This is a genomic window from Candidatus Binatia bacterium, assembly GCA_029243485.1.
In the GTDB taxonomy this organism is placed as follows: Bacteria; Desulfobacterota; Binatia; order UBA12015; family UBA12015; genus VGTG01.
Genome location: JAQWRY010000075.1, coordinates 57,312 through 73,967, shown reverse-complemented (window position 1 = coordinate 73,967; position 16,656 = coordinate 57,312). Strand labels below are relative to the sequence as shown.

Annotated in this window: 15 protein-coding genes and 1 tRNA gene; 10 read left to right on the top strand and 6 right to left on the bottom strand. The window is 66.7% G+C overall.

The genetic code is table 11. The features are described from left to right. The first annotated feature begins 61 nt into the window (after window positions 1–61). From P8R42_21985 to P8R42_21975, 3 genes are all read left to right on the top strand, one after another. Window positions 62–904 carry an NAD(+)/NADH kinase gene (locus P8R42_21985; protein ID MDG2307264.1) on the top strand — a complete coding sequence of 281 codons (843 nt, stop codon included), beginning with the start codon at window positions 62–64 and terminating at the stop codon, window positions 902–904. Window positions 905–907: 3 nt separating this feature from the next. Continuing rightward, entirely contained in the window at window positions 908–2,704 is a 1,797-nt protein-coding gene (gene recN / locus P8R42_21980) for a DNA repair protein RecN (GenBank protein MDG2307263.1), read from the top strand. Between the two features lie 141 nt (window positions 2,705–2,845). Beyond that, a tRNA-Ala gene (locus tag P8R42_21975) sits at window positions 2,846–2,918 on the top strand. On the opposite strand, the gene P8R42_21970 is transcribed toward P8R42_21975, so the two are convergent. Beyond that, window positions 2,884–3,306: an alpha/beta hydrolase gene (locus P8R42_21970; GenBank protein MDG2307262.1), complete on the bottom strand. Its 423-nt coding sequence runs from the start codon at window positions 3,304–3,306 to the stop codon at window positions 2,884–2,886. The genes P8R42_21975 and P8R42_21970 overlap by 35 nt on opposite strands. Window positions 3,307–3,546: 240 nt before the next feature. On the opposite strand from P8R42_21970, the gene P8R42_21965 reads away from it, so the two are divergent. The 3 genes from P8R42_21965 to P8R42_21955 are packed head-to-tail and all read left to right on the top strand — an operon-like array spanning window position 3,547 to window position 5,734. Beyond that, window positions 3,547–4,047, top strand: a complete 501-nt coding sequence (locus P8R42_21965; protein MDG2307261.1) for a DUF4215 domain-containing protein — start codon at window positions 3,547–3,549, stop codon at window positions 4,045–4,047. 39 nt (window positions 4,048–4,086) lie between these two features. Then, window positions 4,087–5,307 (top strand): hypothetical protein, encoded by a 1,221-nt coding sequence (locus P8R42_21960; protein MDG2307260.1) that lies wholly within the window; start codon window positions 4,087–4,089, stop codon window positions 5,305–5,307. A gap of 4 nt (window positions 5,308–5,311) precedes the next feature. Beyond that, window positions 5,312–5,734 carry an OB-fold domain-containing protein gene (locus P8R42_21955; GenBank protein MDG2307259.1) on the top strand — a complete coding sequence of 141 codons (423 nt, stop codon included), beginning with the start codon at window positions 5,312–5,314 and terminating at the stop codon, window positions 5,732–5,734. Window positions 5,735–5,740: 6 nt separating this feature from the next. Here P8R42_21955 and pap read toward each other — a convergent pair whose 3' ends face one another. Further along, a complete protein-coding gene (gene pap / locus P8R42_21950; protein ID MDG2307258.1) occupies window positions 5,741–7,216 on the bottom strand; it encodes a polyphosphate:AMP phosphotransferase in 1,476 nt (491 codons plus the stop codon). 79 nt (window positions 7,217–7,295) lie between these two features. Here pap and P8R42_21945 point away from each other — a divergent pair, with 79 nt between their 5' ends. Beyond that, the gene (locus tag P8R42_21945) at window positions 7,296–9,554 is read left to right on the top strand and encodes a DUF748 domain-containing protein (protein MDG2307257.1); all 2,259 of its coding nucleotides are present in this window, start codon (window positions 7,296–7,298) and stop codon (window positions 9,552–9,554) included. On the opposite strand, the gene P8R42_21940 is transcribed toward P8R42_21945, so the two are convergent. Beyond that, window positions 9,525–10,424, bottom strand: a complete 900-nt coding sequence (locus P8R42_21940; GenBank protein ID MDG2307256.1) for a TIGR03619 family F420-dependent LLM class oxidoreductase — start codon at window positions 10,422–10,424, stop codon at window positions 9,525–9,527. The two genes, P8R42_21945 and P8R42_21940, sit on opposite strands and share 30 nt — an antisense overlap. A gap of 87 nt (window positions 10,425–10,511) precedes the next feature. On the opposite strand from P8R42_21940, the gene P8R42_21935 reads away from it, so the two are divergent. From P8R42_21935 to P8R42_21925, 3 genes are read left to right on the top strand one after another with little or no spacing between them, the layout of a single operon-like run. Continuing rightward, the gene (locus P8R42_21935) at window positions 10,512–11,645 is read left to right on the top strand and encodes an acyl-CoA/acyl-ACP dehydrogenase (GenBank protein MDG2307255.1); all 1,134 of its coding nucleotides are present in this window, start codon (window positions 10,512–10,514) and stop codon (window positions 11,643–11,645) included. A 1-nt stretch (window position 11,646) separates the two neighbouring features. Continuing rightward, entirely contained in the window at window positions 11,647–12,804 is a 1,158-nt protein-coding gene (locus P8R42_21930; GenBank protein MDG2307254.1) for an acyl-CoA dehydrogenase family protein, read from the top strand. Window positions 12,805–12,806: 2 nt separating this feature from the next. Further along, window positions 12,807–13,751, top strand: a complete 945-nt coding sequence (locus P8R42_21925; protein MDG2307253.1) for an LLM class flavin-dependent oxidoreductase — start codon at window positions 12,807–12,809, stop codon at window positions 13,749–13,751. Window position 13,752: 1 nt separating this feature from the next. Here P8R42_21925 and P8R42_21920 read toward each other — a convergent pair whose 3' ends face one another. The 3 genes from P8R42_21920 to P8R42_21910 all read right to left on the bottom strand — a co-directional run bounded on the left by P8R42_21920 (window position 13,753) and on the right by P8R42_21910 (window position 16,649). Continuing rightward, window positions 13,753–14,073 (bottom strand): hypothetical protein, encoded by a 321-nt coding sequence (locus P8R42_21920; protein ID MDG2307252.1) that lies wholly within the window; start codon window positions 14,071–14,073, stop codon window positions 13,753–13,755. Between the two features lie 291 nt (window positions 14,074–14,364). Further along, window positions 14,365–16,257: a DUF3604 domain-containing protein gene (locus P8R42_21915; GenBank protein ID MDG2307251.1), complete on the bottom strand. Its 1,893-nt coding sequence runs from the start codon at window positions 16,255–16,257 to the stop codon at window positions 14,365–14,367. Next, complete coding sequence (locus P8R42_21910) at window positions 16,254–16,649, bottom strand: hypothetical protein (GenBank protein ID MDG2307250.1); 396 nt, start codon at window positions 16,647–16,649, stop codon at window positions 16,254–16,256. Before P8R42_21910 ends, P8R42_21915 begins: the two co-directional genes overlap by 4 nt. Between the last annotated feature and the right edge of the window lie 7 nt (window positions 16,650–16,656).

Sequence of the window (16,656 nt, the reverse complement as noted above, 5' to 3'; positions counted from 1 at the left end):
GTTAGCCACGATCCAGCGCCATATGCTAGCCTCAGGCCGAGTGTCGCCTCCGAACTGCAGGGTGGGTCTGGTCCTCAAACGCGGGGCTCCGCACGCGCCCGAAGTGGCGCGCGATGTCGTCCGGTGGCTCGCTGAACAAGGGCTCGGAGCGCTCGCCGAACCCGATTCGGCCCAGATGCTGGGAGTTCCGGCCGCCGACAAGCCGGAGATGTTCGTCTCCAGCGATGCGATTCTCGTCCTCGGTGGCGATGGCACCTTCCTCGCGACCGCGCGGCACGCCGGCGAACGGGAGGTTCCGATCGTGGGCGTTAACCTCGGCAGCCTCGGGTTCCTGACCGAGATCGACCGGGGCGATCTGCGCACGACGTTGCTGTCGAGTCTGGCCGGCGACGTCGCGGTGGATCGGCGACGGATGATTCGAGCTGTCGTTCGACGTGCGGGCGGCGCGGCGCAGACGTATCAGGCCCTCAACGATGCGGTGCTGAGCCGCGGGGCGCTCGGCCGCACCGTCGAGATCGAAGCGCGAGTCGATGGGGACTTCCTGGCCTCGTTCAAAGCCGATGGCGTCATCTTGTCGACGCCGACGGGTTCGACCGCGTACTCCCTGTCCGCCGGTGGTCCTCTGGTGCATCCGTCGGTACGGGTTCTGGTGCTTGCGCCGATCTGCCCCCACACGCTGAGCGTGCGCCCCCTCGTGATCGACGATGGAGCGCGTCTCGAGTTCCGGCAGCGCTCTTCGCGCGACGAACTTCTCCTGACGCTGGATGGACAGGAGACGATTCGGTTGGCGCACGACGACGAGATCGAGATCACGCGGTCGCCCAACTTCGCTTGCCTCGTTCGTTCGCCGGACCTGAGCTTCTACGATCTGCTTCGTACGAAGCTCGGATGGGCGCGCGTGTAGCTGATGCTTCGAGATCTTCACGTCAGTGATCTCGCTCTGATCGAGGACCTCACGCTCGAGTTTGGTCCCGGCCTGAACGTGATCAGCGGCGAGACCGGCGCGGGGAAGAGCCTCCTGCAACGCGCCGTCGCGATCTCTCTCGGCAGCCGAACTGCGAGCGATGTGATCCGGGGCGGCAAGGACACGGCCCGGGTGGAGGCACGCTACGTGTGGCCGCCCGAATCGGCCGACCTCGAGGCGCGGGTTCGCGCCCGGGGTGTGCCCGTCGATGAAGAGGCGGACCTCCGCGTGCGCCGCACCGTGAGCCGAGTCGGTCGCGGACAGGTCGCGATGAACGGCAAGACCGTGCCGTTGTCGGTTCTGGTCGAGGTCGGCGCCGCGCTCGCGCAGCTTCAGGGGCAGCACGAGTCTCTGCGGCTTGCGCACGCCGAGTCCCACCTCGAAATGCTCGACGAGTTCGCGGACACTACGGCCCTCGCGGGAGAATACCGAGAGCGATACGCCGAACTCGCGGACCGGATTGCCCGGTTGGAGGCCCTCGAGCGGGGGGCCGCCGACCTGGAACGCCGGCTCGAAATGGCCCGGTACGATCTGGACGAGCTGGTGACCGCGGGCGTCGAGGATGCCGCCGAAGGCGAGTTGCTCGCGAACGAACGGTCCCGTCTGCGTAACTCGGGACGGCTCGCGAGTTCCGCCGCCGAGGCGCTGGAACGTCTTCATGCCGGCGAGGGCGCGGCGCTGGGTGCGGTGGAGCGGTATGCGTCGACTCTGCGTGACCTTGCCGACCTCGACCCGGCCCTCGATGTAGTCGCGACGGGCCTCGAGCAGGCGTCGAGCCCGCTTGCGGACGCGGTGCACGAGTTGCAGAGCTACGTCGACGGGCTGGATTCGGATCCGCAGCGACTCGAGGCCATCGAAGAGCGCCTTGCGTTGCTCGATCGGCTGCAGCGAAAACACCGGGCGGAGGACGTCGAAGGGCTTCTCGCTCGTCGCAACGAACTCGAGCGCGAGATCGACCGTGGAGAGCACGATCAGTCGAATCCGGAGGCTCTTCAGACCGAGCTGGATGAGGCGGCAAGCGAGGCGTGGCGCGTGGGCGACGCTCTGTCCGACAAGCGGCGAGCGGCGGCGAAGCTTCTCGCAAAGAGGATGAAGGACGAGCTCGCTACGCTCGCGATGGCGGATGCGGAGTTCAGCGTCGAATTCGAATCGCTCGCGCCCTCGACGACTCGGGGCGCGGCCGCGGCCCTCGTCCGCGACGGACGCGCTCTGGGGCCGGATGGTCCGCATCGCGCCGAGTTTTTTCTCGAAGCGAACACGGGCGAGGGCGCGATGCCGCTGGCGCGTGTCGCGTCCGGCGGAGAGCTATCCCGCCTGATGCTGGCACTGCGCAATGTCACGGGTGCGGGTACGGTTCCGACCTTGGTCTTCGACGAAGTCGACGCGGGTATCGGTGGTGCGGCCGCCGAGATCGTTGGTCGCCGGTTGCGAGACCTCGGGCAACGCCACCAGGTGATCTGCATCACGCACCTTCCGCAGATCGCGGCCTTCGCCGACCGGCACTACTCGGTCGAGAAGAGGAAGTCGGGTGGCCGCACCCGGACACGCGTCGTCGCGGTCGACGGCCAGGATCGCATCCGAGAACTCGCTCGCATGCTCGGGGACGCCGACCCGGGCGAGGAAGCGCTTCGCCACGCCGAGGAGATTCTCAAGCGCGCCACGGCGCCGGCGGAAACGACCTCCGCTCGGGGTGGGAAGCGGCGCGCCAAGGCTGCGAAGGCTCGGGCTGGAGAGGGCTGATAGGCTCGCTTGGGCTCGGTGGGCCGGAGCCTGCGACGATCGCAACGTCGCGCAGGCGGACTACTGGGGTGGCGAACCCCCTGCCGCGTTGCGCGGTCTGGGCCGATCCCGTACAGGAAACGCCACCAAGAAGTAGCACGAGGGGCCGTAGCTCAGTTGGGAGAGCGCCTGACTGGCAGTCAGGAGGTCGTCGGTTCGATCCCGTCCGGCTCCACTCTCGAAAGCCCAGGCAGTGCCTGGGCTTTCGTCGTTTCGGAGCTTAGTTCGTGCGCCCCACCGGGGCTACACCCGCGAGAAACCCGGGCACCTCTTCCTTGAAGAGGGGATCGAACACCGCGGTCAGGTGGTCCTGGCCCGGGAGCGTCACGGGCCATCACGCTGGAGCTGTAGAGATCCCGCTCGTGCGCTTTGTCGCTATTGCCGTGTCTGCGGATGTCGAGAGCGATGACCTGATGGGACGACATGAGTGCGTCGACCCAGCCCGTGATCACCCAGTTGAACTCGAACCCGACGCCCCAGCTGTGAACCAGGATGATCGGGTCGCCTTCGCCGAACGACTCGTAGTGAATCTGCAGTCCGTCGGACTCGAAGAAACCGGACACCGCGAGCGGAGGCGGCGGCGCATTCGACGATCCACCGGTCGCCGCAGGCGAGGATCAGACGCGAGGTAACTACGGCCATCACCAGTGATCGGACCCGTGCCTCCACCCACCGACGCCAACTCTCCCCGGGCGGACGGGGCAAGAGGCATTGGCCATGCGAATTACCTTTGCGCGAGAACCGATGTACTCGCCAAATTTCAGCAACTTCATCTCTGGGGGTGACACAGGAGCAGCTCATTTGTGCGCGTCTTCGTTGGTGTTCTCGTTCTTTCCCTCACTGTACTCGGTGCGGATCCGTCGCCGGCCTTGGCCGGACCGGGTGGCCTCGCGTGTACGGACACGTTGACGGCGTGGTGGCCCGGCGATTCCAACCTACGGGACGTTTCGGGCAATGGGTACGATGGGACGCTCTCGACGATCGTCTCCGGCGGGACGAACGCGTGGTGTGAGATCTGCGGAGACGGCGGACTCGACGCGGTCGAGCAGTGCGACGATGGCAACGTTTCGAGCGGCGACGGTTGCTCCTCTGCCTGTGTAATCGAGCCGGCGTTGCCCCCGATGTCGCTGTGGAGCCTGTTCGCGCTCGGTCTGGGCCTGCTGCTGGCCGCCGGTCTGATCCTCCGGTCGCTGTCCTTGCGGCCCCAGCTGAGCCGTCCTCGCTGGGCCGGAGCACGCGGCGCCGGAGCCGAGGGCGACCGGCCCGGTTTGCGTGCGAGCCGTGGTTCCGTAGTCTTCGTCTAGCCATGGACGAGAACTCGAGAGGCAGGAAGGGCGTAGCTGATGTCTGACCGCGCGCGGCAGGCGTGCATCGTCGGCATCGGCGAGACACGTTACGCGAAGTGGGGCGGCATCACGGATGCGAGCGAACGCGGGCTTGCGTGCCAAGCCGTCGCGAAGGCCGCCGCGGACGCGGGTCTCGCCGTCGCGGACATCGACGGAGTCGGCTCATTCGCCGATGATCGGAACCTCGGCGTTCTCATCGCCCGGGACCTGGGCATGCGCGAGCTTCGCTACGCTGGGATGTCGTGGCTACCGGGAGGCGGCGGCGCGTGCGGGGCACTCGGCTCGGCGGCGCGAGCGGTGGAGGCCGGGCACGCGGAGGCCGTGGTCGTGTATCGGAGCCTCTGCCAGGGGCAGCACTTCCGGTTCGGCAGTGCTGCTGCGTCTTACGGGCAGCTCGAGAAGCCGGGCTTCCATCAGGCATCGAACCTGCTGGAGGCGGAGATGGCGTTCTCGCTGCCGTTCGGGATGTTTAGCGCCCCGATCGCTTACGCGATGGTGATGCAGCGCCACATGCATCTCTACGGAACCACCAGCGAGCAGATGGGCGCCGTGGCCGTGGCGACGCGAGCCCACGCGCAGAGAAACGCCCGCGCGGTCATGCACGGGCGGCCGATGACGCTCGAGGATCATCAGGCCTCCCGTCTGGTCGCGGAGCCGTTCCGGCTCTTCGACTGCTGCCTCGAGAACGATGGCGCGTGTGCGGTGATCGTCTCGACGGCCGAACGCGCACGCGATCTGGGGCAGCCGGTAATTCGCATTGCGGCCCACGCCGAGGGCGCACCGGGCCAATACGGCTGGGGTCCCTTTCTCGACACGAACGGCAGCGACGAGCTCTATGCGGGGGGCGGGGCGAGCGTCGTGGCGAGAGAAATGTGGAAGCACGCAGATCTCAGCCCGAGCGACGTCGATGTCGCGCAGATCTACGATCACTTCACTGGGCTCGTCCTTCTCGTCCTCGAGGCGTTCGGCTTCTGTGAGGTTGGAGAGAGCGGGCCGTTCGCGGCTTCGGGAGCCCTTGCGTGGCCCAATGGCGCACTCCCGAACAACACGCACGGCGGAAGTCTGTCGGAGGCGTACATGCACGGCATGAACCACATCAACGAAGGGGTTCGACAGTTGCGCGGCACCTCGACCTCGCAGGTCGAAGACGCCCGTACCTGCCTCGTGACCAGTGCCGCCGGCGTACCGACGAGCGCGGCGCTGCTGGTGAAGGACTAGGACGATGACGGATCGCTACTTTCCCGACCTGATGCCCAGCCCGGGCATTAGCCGTGAGTCCCTGCCTTGGTGGGAGGCGGCGCTCGAGGGCCGTCTCGTCGTGCAGAGCTGCACCGCGTGCAAGGCCGAGCGGCATCCGCCGGCCCCGTGCTGTAACCGCTGCGGCTCTTACGACCAGGGGGTTCGCGACACCGCCGGCACCGGCGTCGTCTACACCTTTACCGTCGTGCACAAACCGCTGATCCCCGGGATGCCCGAGCCGTACGTCGTCGCGTCGATTGAGCTCGACGGCACTGAAGGACTTCGGGTCGTGAGCAACCTCGTCGAGATCGATCCCTCCGAAGTTCGGATCGGGCTCGAGGTCGAAGTCGTGTTCGAACACATGAGCGAAGAGTTGGTCGTGCCCCGGTTTCGGCCGAAGTCGTAGTCGGTTCTAGTCGAGCGCGCGGTCGAGGGCTCGACAGACGGTTTTCAGGACCTGGATGCGCGCGTGCTTCTTGTCGTTGGCGGCGATGACGTGCCAGGGCGCCGACTCCGTGGTCGTGCGGGCGATCATCTCTTCGATGGCGACGGAGTAGTCCTCCCAGCGCTCGCGGTTGCGGTAGTCGTCGTTGGTGATCTTGTACTTCTTGTAGGGGGTGATCTCGCGGGCTTTGAACCGCTCGAGTTGGGTCTCGGGATCGATGTGGAGCCAGAACTTGAGGACCGGCGTTCCCCGCTCGGCGAGTTGCTCTTCGAAGTCGCGGATCTCGCTGTAGGCGCGTTGCCACGCTTCGCTCGTGGCGTAGCCCTCGACGCGCTCGACGAGGACGCGTCCGTACCAACTGCGGTCGAAGAGGAGCATCCGACCGGCGCGCGGCAGGTGGCGCCAGAACCGCCAGAGGTAGTGGTGGGCAAGCTCCTCTTGGGTGGGCGCCGCGATGGGCACGACGTGGTAGTCCGACGCGTCGAGGGCGCTCGTGATCCGGCGGATGGCGCCGCCTTTGCCGGCGGCGTCCCAGCCCTCGAACAGGAGGACGGACGACAGCCCCTTCTTGCGGGCGCGGCCAGAGAGCTTGCGCAGCTGCCGCTGGCGCTTCGCGAGCTCCTTGTCGTAGCGTTCGCCGGAGAGGCTCGCGGTCAGATCCGTGCAGGCCAAGGCTCCATCGGCAGGTGGTACCTCGCCGCCAGTAGGCGCGTCTGCGGGCGGAGGCGCGGGGCGCCCCTCGGTATGTTCCTTGAGTTCGCGTAGCAGCGTCTCGCCGATCGTCAGGTCGCGGTGGCGCGCATCGCTGCTCTCGATCACGTGCCACGGCGCCGCGCCGGTGCTGGTTCTGGCAAGCATCTCCTCGGCGAGGGGAATTACGCGGTTCCAGTTCTCGTAGACGTAGCCGTCGGTCTCGCCGACCCGCCAGTTCTGCTCGGGGTCCTTCTTTGCGCGCCGGAGGCGCTTCTGCAGCTCCTTCTTCGGTAGGTGAAGCCAGAACTTCACCACCAATGCGCCCTCGCGCACGAGCGTGCTCTCGAACCGGGCGATGTGACCGAGGCGGCGGCCGAATTCCCCCTTACCGATCTTGCGGCGAGCGCGGTCGGCTACGACAGCCTGAGGCCAGGCCCCGACGTAGAGCGCGGTTTCGCCGCGGCCGGGCAGCGCGCGCCAGTAGCGCCAGAAGCGGGGCCGCTCGCGTTCCTCGTGGGTCGCCCGAGTAAAGGCATGCGTCCGGAGGTACCGCGCGTCCAGCCATTCATGGAGGACGTTCACGACCGCGTTACACCCGATGTGGTCGTCGCCGGCCACGAGGAGCACGACAGGAAATTTTGCACCCCGGAGGTCGAACTGTGCGTTCAGCAGTTCGACGCGGAGCGCGGGCAGGCGTTCGTCGTAGGCATCGCGGCTTTCGCTACGGCCCATCTCGGCGGATTCGAGCATTTGAGCGTCCTCATTCGTTCTCGGGAGACCATGTGGTGCTCTGTTCCGCACCGACTCTCTCTGATAGCACGCCTCTCGGATGGGGCGTTGGCTCAGAGACCGCGGACCTCTGCTGGTCATGGTCGGTGCGTTGCTGGGCTTGGGGCTGGCCGTGTGGGCCTTCTTCTCGGTGGCGTTACCGCGCGTGGCCGAGGCCGTGCTTTCGGGTGCTCTGGGCGTCCCGGTGCGGGTGGTGGCCGCGCGACCGACTTGGCCGCTGCGGCTCCTCGCGACCGGCGTGACGATCGGCCCCGACGCCGCACCGACGGTGAGTGTGGCTCGGCTCTATCTCGCGGCGGACTTCGCGACCTGGTTCGGCGGCGTGCCGTCGGGCGTCCGGGTGGAGTTCTGGGGTCCGCGGGTGCACGCGGTGGACGGGCGAGACGAGCTCCTCGACGGTCTGTTGCGTCGCCTGAGCAAGTTCCCCTCGGATGGGGCGCCTGTGCGCATCGATTCGCTGAGGTTCGACGAGTCGCGCATCGAGCAGAGGGACGGGCTTCCGATCGTCGTCGCCGGCTTTGAGTTGAGCGACCTCGAGGTCTCCCGCAGCCAGCCGAACGCGGTGTCTGTTTCGGCGGAGCTGGCTGTGATGACGTCGGTCGGTCGCTTGGTCGCCGAAGTCGGATTGGCGGACGGTGGTGAGCCGGGCCTTCTCGTTGGTGTCGACGCGACCGACTTGTCTCTCGGAGTCCTCGTTCGCGACCCGGCGTGGCAGCTCGGAGGGCGGGCCTCCGGGCGCGTGTGGTACGAGCGCTTTCGTCAGGAGGGTGTGCTGGAGGCGCTCGTGGGCGTCGACGTCTCGATTCAGGATTTCGTCTACGGCGCGGACGACCAGAGGCTGGTGGCCTTTGACGAGCTGAGCCTCGTCGGAGTGAGCGTTGACCCCTTGCAGCGGCGCGTTTCGATCCAAGAGCTGGTCGGCGCGGGTGGGCTCGTCGCTCCTTCGGTCCTACAGGACGCGGCGTCGGCGCCACTCGGCTGGAGCGTAAAGCTCGGCTACGGAAGTTTCGCGAACGTCGGCTGGGCGCCGCGTGCCGATGGGGCGCGGTTCACCCTCGACGCGCTCGATGTGCGGGACCTGGCGACGTGGCCGGGTACGGGAGCGATCTCCGCGCTCGCCTCTTACGGGAGCGGTCGGATCGAGGTCGAGGCCGAGCGGTCTACGCCGAACCTCCCGGGGACGATGCGTGTCGGGTTCACGGCGATACCCGTGGGCCCGTTGTTGGCGGGGCGCACCGGCGCCGCGGTGGTTAGGCGGGGCGAGTTGGATGCAGACCTGGTGCTTCATGGGCCTCCGGGCGTTTCGGGCACCGGTAGGCTCGAGATGAGGGGCCTGGACGCAGTCACGTTCGCGGGTGGGGAGGAGGTGCCACTCTTCGAGGTGGTTCGCGTCGGCGGTGATGTCGCACACGGATCGCTGTCGCCGGCCCGGCTCCGCTTCCATCGCGTGTGGATTGAGGAGCCACACCTTTGGGTGCGATGGGACGAATCGGGATTCGAGCTCGAGCAGATCCTGGCCGAGATCGGCACGGCGGCAAGCGAGGAGTCGCCCCTCGCCGCGTTTCACGCAGGACTGGTGCGCTGGGCTGGTGACGGACCGGTGCCGACAAGCGTGCCACCGCCGATGGGTGCACGCATCGTCGATGGAGAGGTCGAACTCCGGGACGGAAGGACCGAGCCTCCGTTCGAGGTGCGGCTACGAAAACTGCAGGCGCTGCTCGACGGCCCCGCCGGCACCGCCGGTCCGCTCCAGCTTCGCATGGAAGCAGCAGGCCCGGCTCGGTCGCGGGTTCGCTTCTCGGAAACCTCCTCGACGAGCGGCGTGTCGCTGACGGTGGGGCTCGACAACGTGCGCTTCCGTCATCTCGATGCCTACGTGCACGCGCTCACCGGATACGAGGCGGTCGCGGGGAGGATCGATCTCGAGGCGAGGGCTCGGCTGCGACCAGTCGCGCAAGCCGAGATCGAAGTCGAGTTCGAGGGGATTCGCTTGCGGGGCGATGGGGGTGCGGACCCCTCGGCACTGCTCCTGGGCGCGCCGCTGCCAGAGATCGTGGAGCGGCTCGAGGGAGAGACCGGACAGGGCGTCCTCCAAATCGGCCTGCAAGGAGATCCCGAGCGGCTGAGCTACGGGTTCCTCGAGGCCCTCCCAGACGCGCTTTTGAAGGCGGTCGACGCGGCTCTGCGAGGCGCGCCGGGCACCCCATCGGAGTTGGCGTCGGGCACCGTGTCAGATCCGGTACCGCCCGGGCCGGTCGGTGGTCAGACCTCAGAGGACCCCGCGCCCGAACGCCCGTAGCTTCTCGAGGTATTCGGTGCGCGTCTCGGCCGGGAAGCCAACGGTCAGCCAGTTTACGCCGAGCCGCTCCAGCGCCTCGACGCGCGCTGCGATCGTATCGAGGTCTAGATCGCGTGACGCGTGACTGTCGATCGAGAAGCAGATGTCGAGCGGCGCGGTGCGCCCGACTTTGGTGGCGTGCGCGCGCGCGAAGGCGATGCGCTCTTCGAGTTCGGAATCGGTTTCGAGGATGGGGCTGCGCGTGAAGGGCGACATCGCCGCACTGTTGGGAAAGGGGACCCAGCCTTCAGCGAGTTCCACGGCGCGGCGGATTGCACGCTTCGAGTTTCCGCCGACCCAGATCGGCGGGTGCGGTTGTTGGATGGGACGTGGCCGCATCGTGTTGCCGCGCGCGTTGAAGTGTCGTCCTTCCATCTTCACGTCGTCTTCGGTCCACGCGCGCTTGATCGCAATGATGGCTTCATCGGAGAGATCGTTGCGGCCTTCGAAGTCGGCACCGAGTGCCTGGAACTCCCCCTTCAAGTATCCGGCGGCAGCGCCGAGGATGAGTCGACCGCCGGACATGAGGTCGAGTGTGAGCCCGGCCTTCGCGGTGAGGAACGGGTTGCGGTACGGCAGCACGACGATGTGCGTGTGCAGCTTGATCGTTTTTGTCGCCGCACCCGCGACGGTCAGCGCAACGAACGGATCGAGCGCGTGATGGCCGCCGCCCTCCAGCCAGCGCTGGACCGGGTAGGGATGATCCGTCACGAAGCAGGCGTGATAGCCCGCGGCCTCCGCCGCCCCCGCGATTTCAGAGATCGCCCCGGCCGAAACGAACTCGTCGCCGAACTGGATGCGGTCGGTTGCCAGGCTCACGGAGAATTTCATCGCTTCGAGTTGTCCGCGCTGGGCCTACGGGATGCAAATGGACATCCGTCACTCCGTTCTCTACCCCCAAAGGATCAGGAGAACACTATGAATTTTGGATTCACAGAAGAGCAGGAGATCCTTCGCGGCGAGGTGCGGAAGCTCCTCGATGAACATGCGCCTCTCGAGCAGGTGCGACGGCACGCCGAGACGGCCGAGGGCTTCTCGCGGGACCTGTGGAACCGAATGGCCGGTCTCGGCTGGGTCGGTCTCACGATTCCGGAAGCGTACGGCGGCGCCGACATGGGCCTCGTGACGCTGGTCGTGCTGCTGGAGGAGATGGGCCGAGGCCTGTTCCCCTCGCCGCTCACGTCGCAGGTCCTCGCCGCGCGGGCGATCGAGCGTCTCGGCAGCGACGAGCAGAAGCAACGACTGCTGCCATCGCTGGCTGACGGTTCACGGCTCGCCGCGCTCGCAATCCTCGAGGAGAGCGACCGTTACGATCCCGAAGGCACGGCGTTACTCGCGGAGGCCGATGGAGAGGCCGAGGTGCTGCGCGGTAAGAAGTGCTTTGTCGCCGACGGTGGTGTGGCCGATCTCCTCGTGGTCGCCTACCGTTCGAGCGCCGGAACCGGAGCCGAGGGAATCTCCCTCGCCGTAGTTGAGAAGGGCGCGGCCGGCGTTTCGGTCGAAGAGCTTCCGTCCGTCGACCTCACAAAGAGAGTGGCGACCCTCACACTCGATGGCGTTCGGGTCGACGACGGCGCGCGGCTCGGAGCACGGGGCGTTGCCTGGTCGACGATCGATCATCTGATCGAAGTGGGCGCGACACTGGTGGCCGCCGAGGCGGTCGGAGCGGGCGAGGGTGGCCTGCGGCTCACGACGGACTTCGCGCGCGAGCGCCAGCAGTTCGGTTCGGCGATCGGTCGGTTTCAGGGCGTGAAGCACCCGCTCGCCGAGATGTACGTCGACATCGAGTCCTTCAAGTCGCTCGTGTACTACGCGGCCTGGGGTCTAGATCAAAACGCCCCGGACGCATCGCTCGCCGTGAGTCGAGCCAAAGCCTACGCGAGCGAGGTGATGCCGAGCTTCGGACTTCAAGGCGTCGAGCTCCACGGCGGCATTGGGTACACCTGGGAATACGACATCCAACTCTACTTGAAACGGGCACGGTGGATGCGGCCCATGTTCGGCGACGCCGAGCATCACTACGAACGCGTCGCGACGCTGGGAGGTTGGTGAGATGGACTTCGAGCTGAGTCCTGAAGAAGAGGCGTTCCGCGCCGAAGTTCGGCAGTTTCTCGACGAGAACCTGCCGCCCGAGGGCGAGCGCGCCCCAGAGTTCGACGGTCAGTGGCAGCAGAAGGTTCGCGAGAAGCGCTGGGTCGGCTTTTCGTGGCCCCGCGAAGTCGGCGGTGGCGGCGGCGGGATCATGGAGCAGGTGATCCTGAAGGAAGAGATGTCGCAGCGTCGCGCGCCGAGTCTCGGCACTTGTTTCATGGGCCTCGCGTGGGTCGGTCCGTCGATCATCCACTACGGAACGGAAGAGCAGAAGCAGCGCTTCATTCCGGAGATCCTCGACGGCAAGTATCAGTGGTGCACGGGCTACTCGGAGCCGGGCTCCGGAAGTGACCTCGCGAGTCTTCAGTGTAAGGCGGTGCGCGAGGGCGACGAGTACGTCGTGAACGGTCAGAAGATCTGGACCTCGCTGGCGCCGTTCGCGGAGTGGATCATCCTTCTCGTTCGAACCTCGTCGGATGGTCCCGCCAAGCACGATGGCATTACGTGCCTCCTCGTCCCCATGAAATCGCCGGGTGTCGAAGTTCGACCCATTCAGAACATGGCCGGATCCTCGATCTTCGCCGAGGTGTTCTTCGACAATGTTCACGTGCCGGTAGAGAACCGCCTCGGGACGGAAGGCCAGGGCTGGCAGGTCACGGTTTCGGCTCTCGCGAGTGAGCGGTCGAGCATCTCCGAAGTACAGGGGTTGCAGCGCCGCCTTGCCGACATGAAGCGGCTTGCCAAGGAGACACTGAAGAACGGGCGCCCCGCGAGCGAGACGCCGAATCTCCGCGGCCGCCTCGTGCGCGTCGAGACCCGCATCGAGGCGATGCGCCTCAACGGCCTGCGCTTCCTCACCAAGCAGCTCAAGGGAGAGAAGCTCGGGAGCGAGACCTCGATCAACAAGCTGCATCGCGCAAATCTCGAAATCGAGATGGGCGAGATCGCGATGGAGATCACCGGCAACGCGGCCAACGTGGCGAGCGGGCCGGGTACGCCCGGCGGGGGCAAGTGGCAGCACTTCGCTCTCAGTTGGCCCGAGGTGGTGATCGGTGGCGGCACGCCGAACATTCAGCGCAACATCATCGCTGAACGTATCCTCGGCCTTCCGAAGGATTGACGGTGGCCGGCGATCCGCTCGTTCTTCGAGACGACATCGAATGCGGCGTCGTGATGACGTCGCAAGACCGCGGGCAGGTCCTCGACCACGCGCGCCGGATCGAAGCGATGGGTTTCGACTCCATCTGGGTGGGCGACCACGTGTCGTTCCACGTGCCGATCCTCGAGTCTCTCACCACGCTGTCGTTTATCGCGGCGGCGACCGAGCGGGTGCGATTGGGGACCGGGGTGTACCTGCTCCCGCTGCGCCACCCCACGACGACGGCGAAGGTGGCCTCGACGCTGGATGTGCTCTCGGGCGGACGACTCGACTTGGGGGTCGGCGTCGGCGGCGAGTTCGCGCCCGAGTTCGAGGCGTGTGGGGTCCCGGTGAACCAGCGGGGCAGCCGAGCGAACGAGGCGATCGAGGTCCTGCGAAAGTTGTGGTCGGGTGAGAAGGTGGAGCACGCGGGGAAGAACTTCGAGTTCGGGCCCGTTGCGATCACCCCCAAGCCCCTTCAGGCCGGCGGGCCGCCGATCATCGTCGGCGGTCGGAAGGCCCCTGCGTTTAGGCGGGCCGGTCGACTCGGTGATGGCTACATCTCGCACATGTGCTCGGCCGAGATGTACGCGGCGAATCTCGCCACGATGCGAGACCATGCGAGCGAAGCTGGGCGGGACAAGGTGCCCTTTCGCACGGATGCGTTCCTCTTCACGATCCTCGACGACGACTACGATGCCGCTCTCTCGCGGGCCGCGAGCACGCTACAGATGATCTACAACCGGCCGTTCGAGGACGCGGCGCGGAAGTACTGCCTGCTCGGCCGTCCGGAGGATTGCCTCGAGCAGCTCGACACGTTCGTCACGAGCGGGGCACGGCGCTTCGTCTTGTCCCCGCTCATGGCTCCGGACGAGTTCCTGGAGCGGTCGGCAAAGATGCTTCCGGAGATCCGAAAGCTTCGGCGCTGATCTACCAGCCGCGGTTCTGCTGCCGGGGCGTCGGGGCGGGTGTCGGCGCGACGACGATGATCACGTCGTCGCGGGTGATGAGGCGTTCTTCTAAGTAGAGCTGGTAGCCGCAGCGGTCGGCGGGCTTGTGGGTCGACCGTCCGTCGACCTCGACGGCGTCTTCTCGCACGAAGCGCCAAGTGCGATCGAGGTTTCCCGGGCCGCCCGCGTTGTGCCAGGTCATGGCGATGGAAGCGCGGTATCGCGGGCTGCGAATGACTTCCTTTACGACGCGAATCGGCTCGCCATCGGCGCCCAGGAGGGACACCGACTTGGAGAACACATGCGTCTGGTCGACTCCGCTGCTGGTATCGGGTGTCGTAGGTCCCGAGCAGGCGCTCTGAGGCTCCTCGACGCAGTCTTCGGATCTCCGGAATGCGGTCGTAGGAGTGCTCGCAGGCCGAGTGATGGGGCTCTTCGGCCCGCGCGGCAAATGCCGGGGGAAGGAAGAGCGTCACTACAGCGAGCGCGAGAAGCGCGCCGCGAGCCGTGATCTGAACGAGAATCAGGCGCACGACCACGGCGCCGCAGGGTTATCCGAAGCGCCGAGCCATCGCGAGCGCTGTGCGGCCCGTCACGCTGGCGGCGTGTACCAGATCGGGGAAGTCCAGGCGCGCTCCTGCAGGACCTTGGCCGCATCCGGGTCGCAGCACGGCTCGAGCCCGTTTCGCACCGTAGAGGCGTCGGTGCAGTCGACGCCCTTGGCGTTGCATGCGAACTGAAGCCAACGACAGCTAGGGCTCTCCAGGACCCTCACGTAGTACAGCGCGTGCTCCCCGGGATCGAAGTCCGCGTCCTCCCAGACCGTGCAGAGGGAGTCGGCTCCGCCGCCGTCGAGCTCGCACGTCGCGAGATCGACCGTACCCGGCCCGCCGGGAGCACGGGCGACGTCGTAGACCTCCTCGTGCGGCACGCCGCCGTCGACCCACGCCTTGATGATCTGTAGGCGCTCGAGTGGCGTACCCGCGAGCTTTTCCGTACCGGCATCCTGCCAGCCGGCGACGACGAAACGCGGTCGTGCCCCGTTCGGGGGCGGGCTTGGGAGATCGCCTCCCATGGGGACGCCCTGCGCATATCCGCGGGCTACGAGGTCGGGCGCGTTGCAGATGTCGTCTGGGAAATCCCAGCCGCCGAAGAAGCGTGTGACGATCCGCGGGCCGGTCGTGCCGTACGCTTCCTTCCTTCGCATCGCCGAGAACAGGGAGTCTCGGGAGTTCTCTTCGGCCCAGAGAACCGCGAGTCCGCCCGGATTGTAGTTGGGGCTATCCGGAAGCGCCGGGATCTCCATGCGCCGCGTCACCGTTCCGGCGGCGTGTCCCGGGAACTGATCTTCCGCGACCAATCCGGGGGTTCCGAAGTGCGTGTCGGTCGCGCCGATCAGGCCGAGACGGAAGGGGTTCGCGCCGATCTTCGCGTGCTGCACAAGTCCCTCGGTGAGGGCTTCGCGGGTATAGACACGCGGCGGGATGGCGGGAGAGCTGTTCGGGAGCGCCTCGCCCCCGAGACTGGCGTACGAGAGCTTCTCGTACCCGCAGAGCTCGTCGCGCGAGAGACCATCGACGCGACATTCGGAATCGCCTTTGTGTTGTGTGACCTCGACGAGTGTTTCGATTCGAGAACGACGCTCGGCATCGGCCCGGCCGATCGGCTCGCCCGCGTCGGTCTCGACAAGGAACATGCGGCCCTTACTCACGTTGGAGTTGTGTGGGATCGCGAGGACGTCGCAACCGTCGCTGCCGTCGAGGCACTCCGTCTCGAGTTTGGTCCAGAGCTGCTCGGCGGTCGGGTGCTCGACGAAGGTGGTCGGAGCTTCTTGCACGCGCTCGTTCCGGAAGACGACGTTTCGATGGATGTTGGCCATCCCCGGCATTCCCGTCCATTCGTACCCGACGAAGGTCGTGAACTCGCAGCGTGACGTTCGATCGTACGCTTCTTCGGCGGCGTCTTGGATGGTCCTCCAGGGCCCGCGTGCTTGGGCGAGGCAATCGCGTGCGTCGGGGCCGCAGAAGCTCATCCGGGTAGGGCGCTCCATCGCGTACCGGCTGTTGATGAGGGCGTAGCCGAGTAGGGGCCAGCGACGGAAGACGGTGCAGATCCACGAGTCGTACCCGGGCAACCCTGAGCTCTTGCACATCTGCGTTTCGCCGAGCAGGTCCGAGTGGTCCGAGACCATTGCGAAGTCGAGTGGCCGCCGGAGCTGGACAAGCTCCTTCGGCTTGCCGTTCTCGTCGTACGGCTGGATTCCGATCGCCTCGCCGCGGGCGAAGCGGTACGCGTCCCGCGGGTCATTCCGGGTTCCCTGACCGGCCGCGTCGAAGGAGAGCGAGGTATGGACGTGGGTGTCGCCGAAGAAGGGACGCTTCATCGGGTCGAAGTCGGCGCAGGGCTCACGCTCCTCGGTACGCTCGAATGCGGCTGCACTCGTCGCGGCTGCGAGCACTGCGAAGATCAGAGCGAGGCACCTCACTGATACACCTCGAGAAGGCTCGTGTGCGGTAATCGGGCATGGAACGGCGAGTCGTAGACTGGAAACGCGATCGTCACGAGGAGGCCTGCGCCGATCAGTGCGAGGGTGATGCCACCCAGCGCGGCCGGAGCCGCCCGCTCGATCGAGGCCGCAAGGACGCGCGCGCCCAGCCAAAGGAGAAGCCCGTAGACGACGATGTGTGCCGCCAGTAGCCCGAGCAGCAACAGCGCGACGCCGTGTGAGCCCTCGACGAAGATCGTGATCGCGACGACCAGAGCCAATTCGACGACGCGCATGGTGGGAACGAACGCATCTGCGAACGCCAGAAGGGGAACGGGTGCGAGGAAGAGCGCGGCGGTCCAGAGCGCGCGGCGGGCGGTGGTGCGCGACATCGAGGCG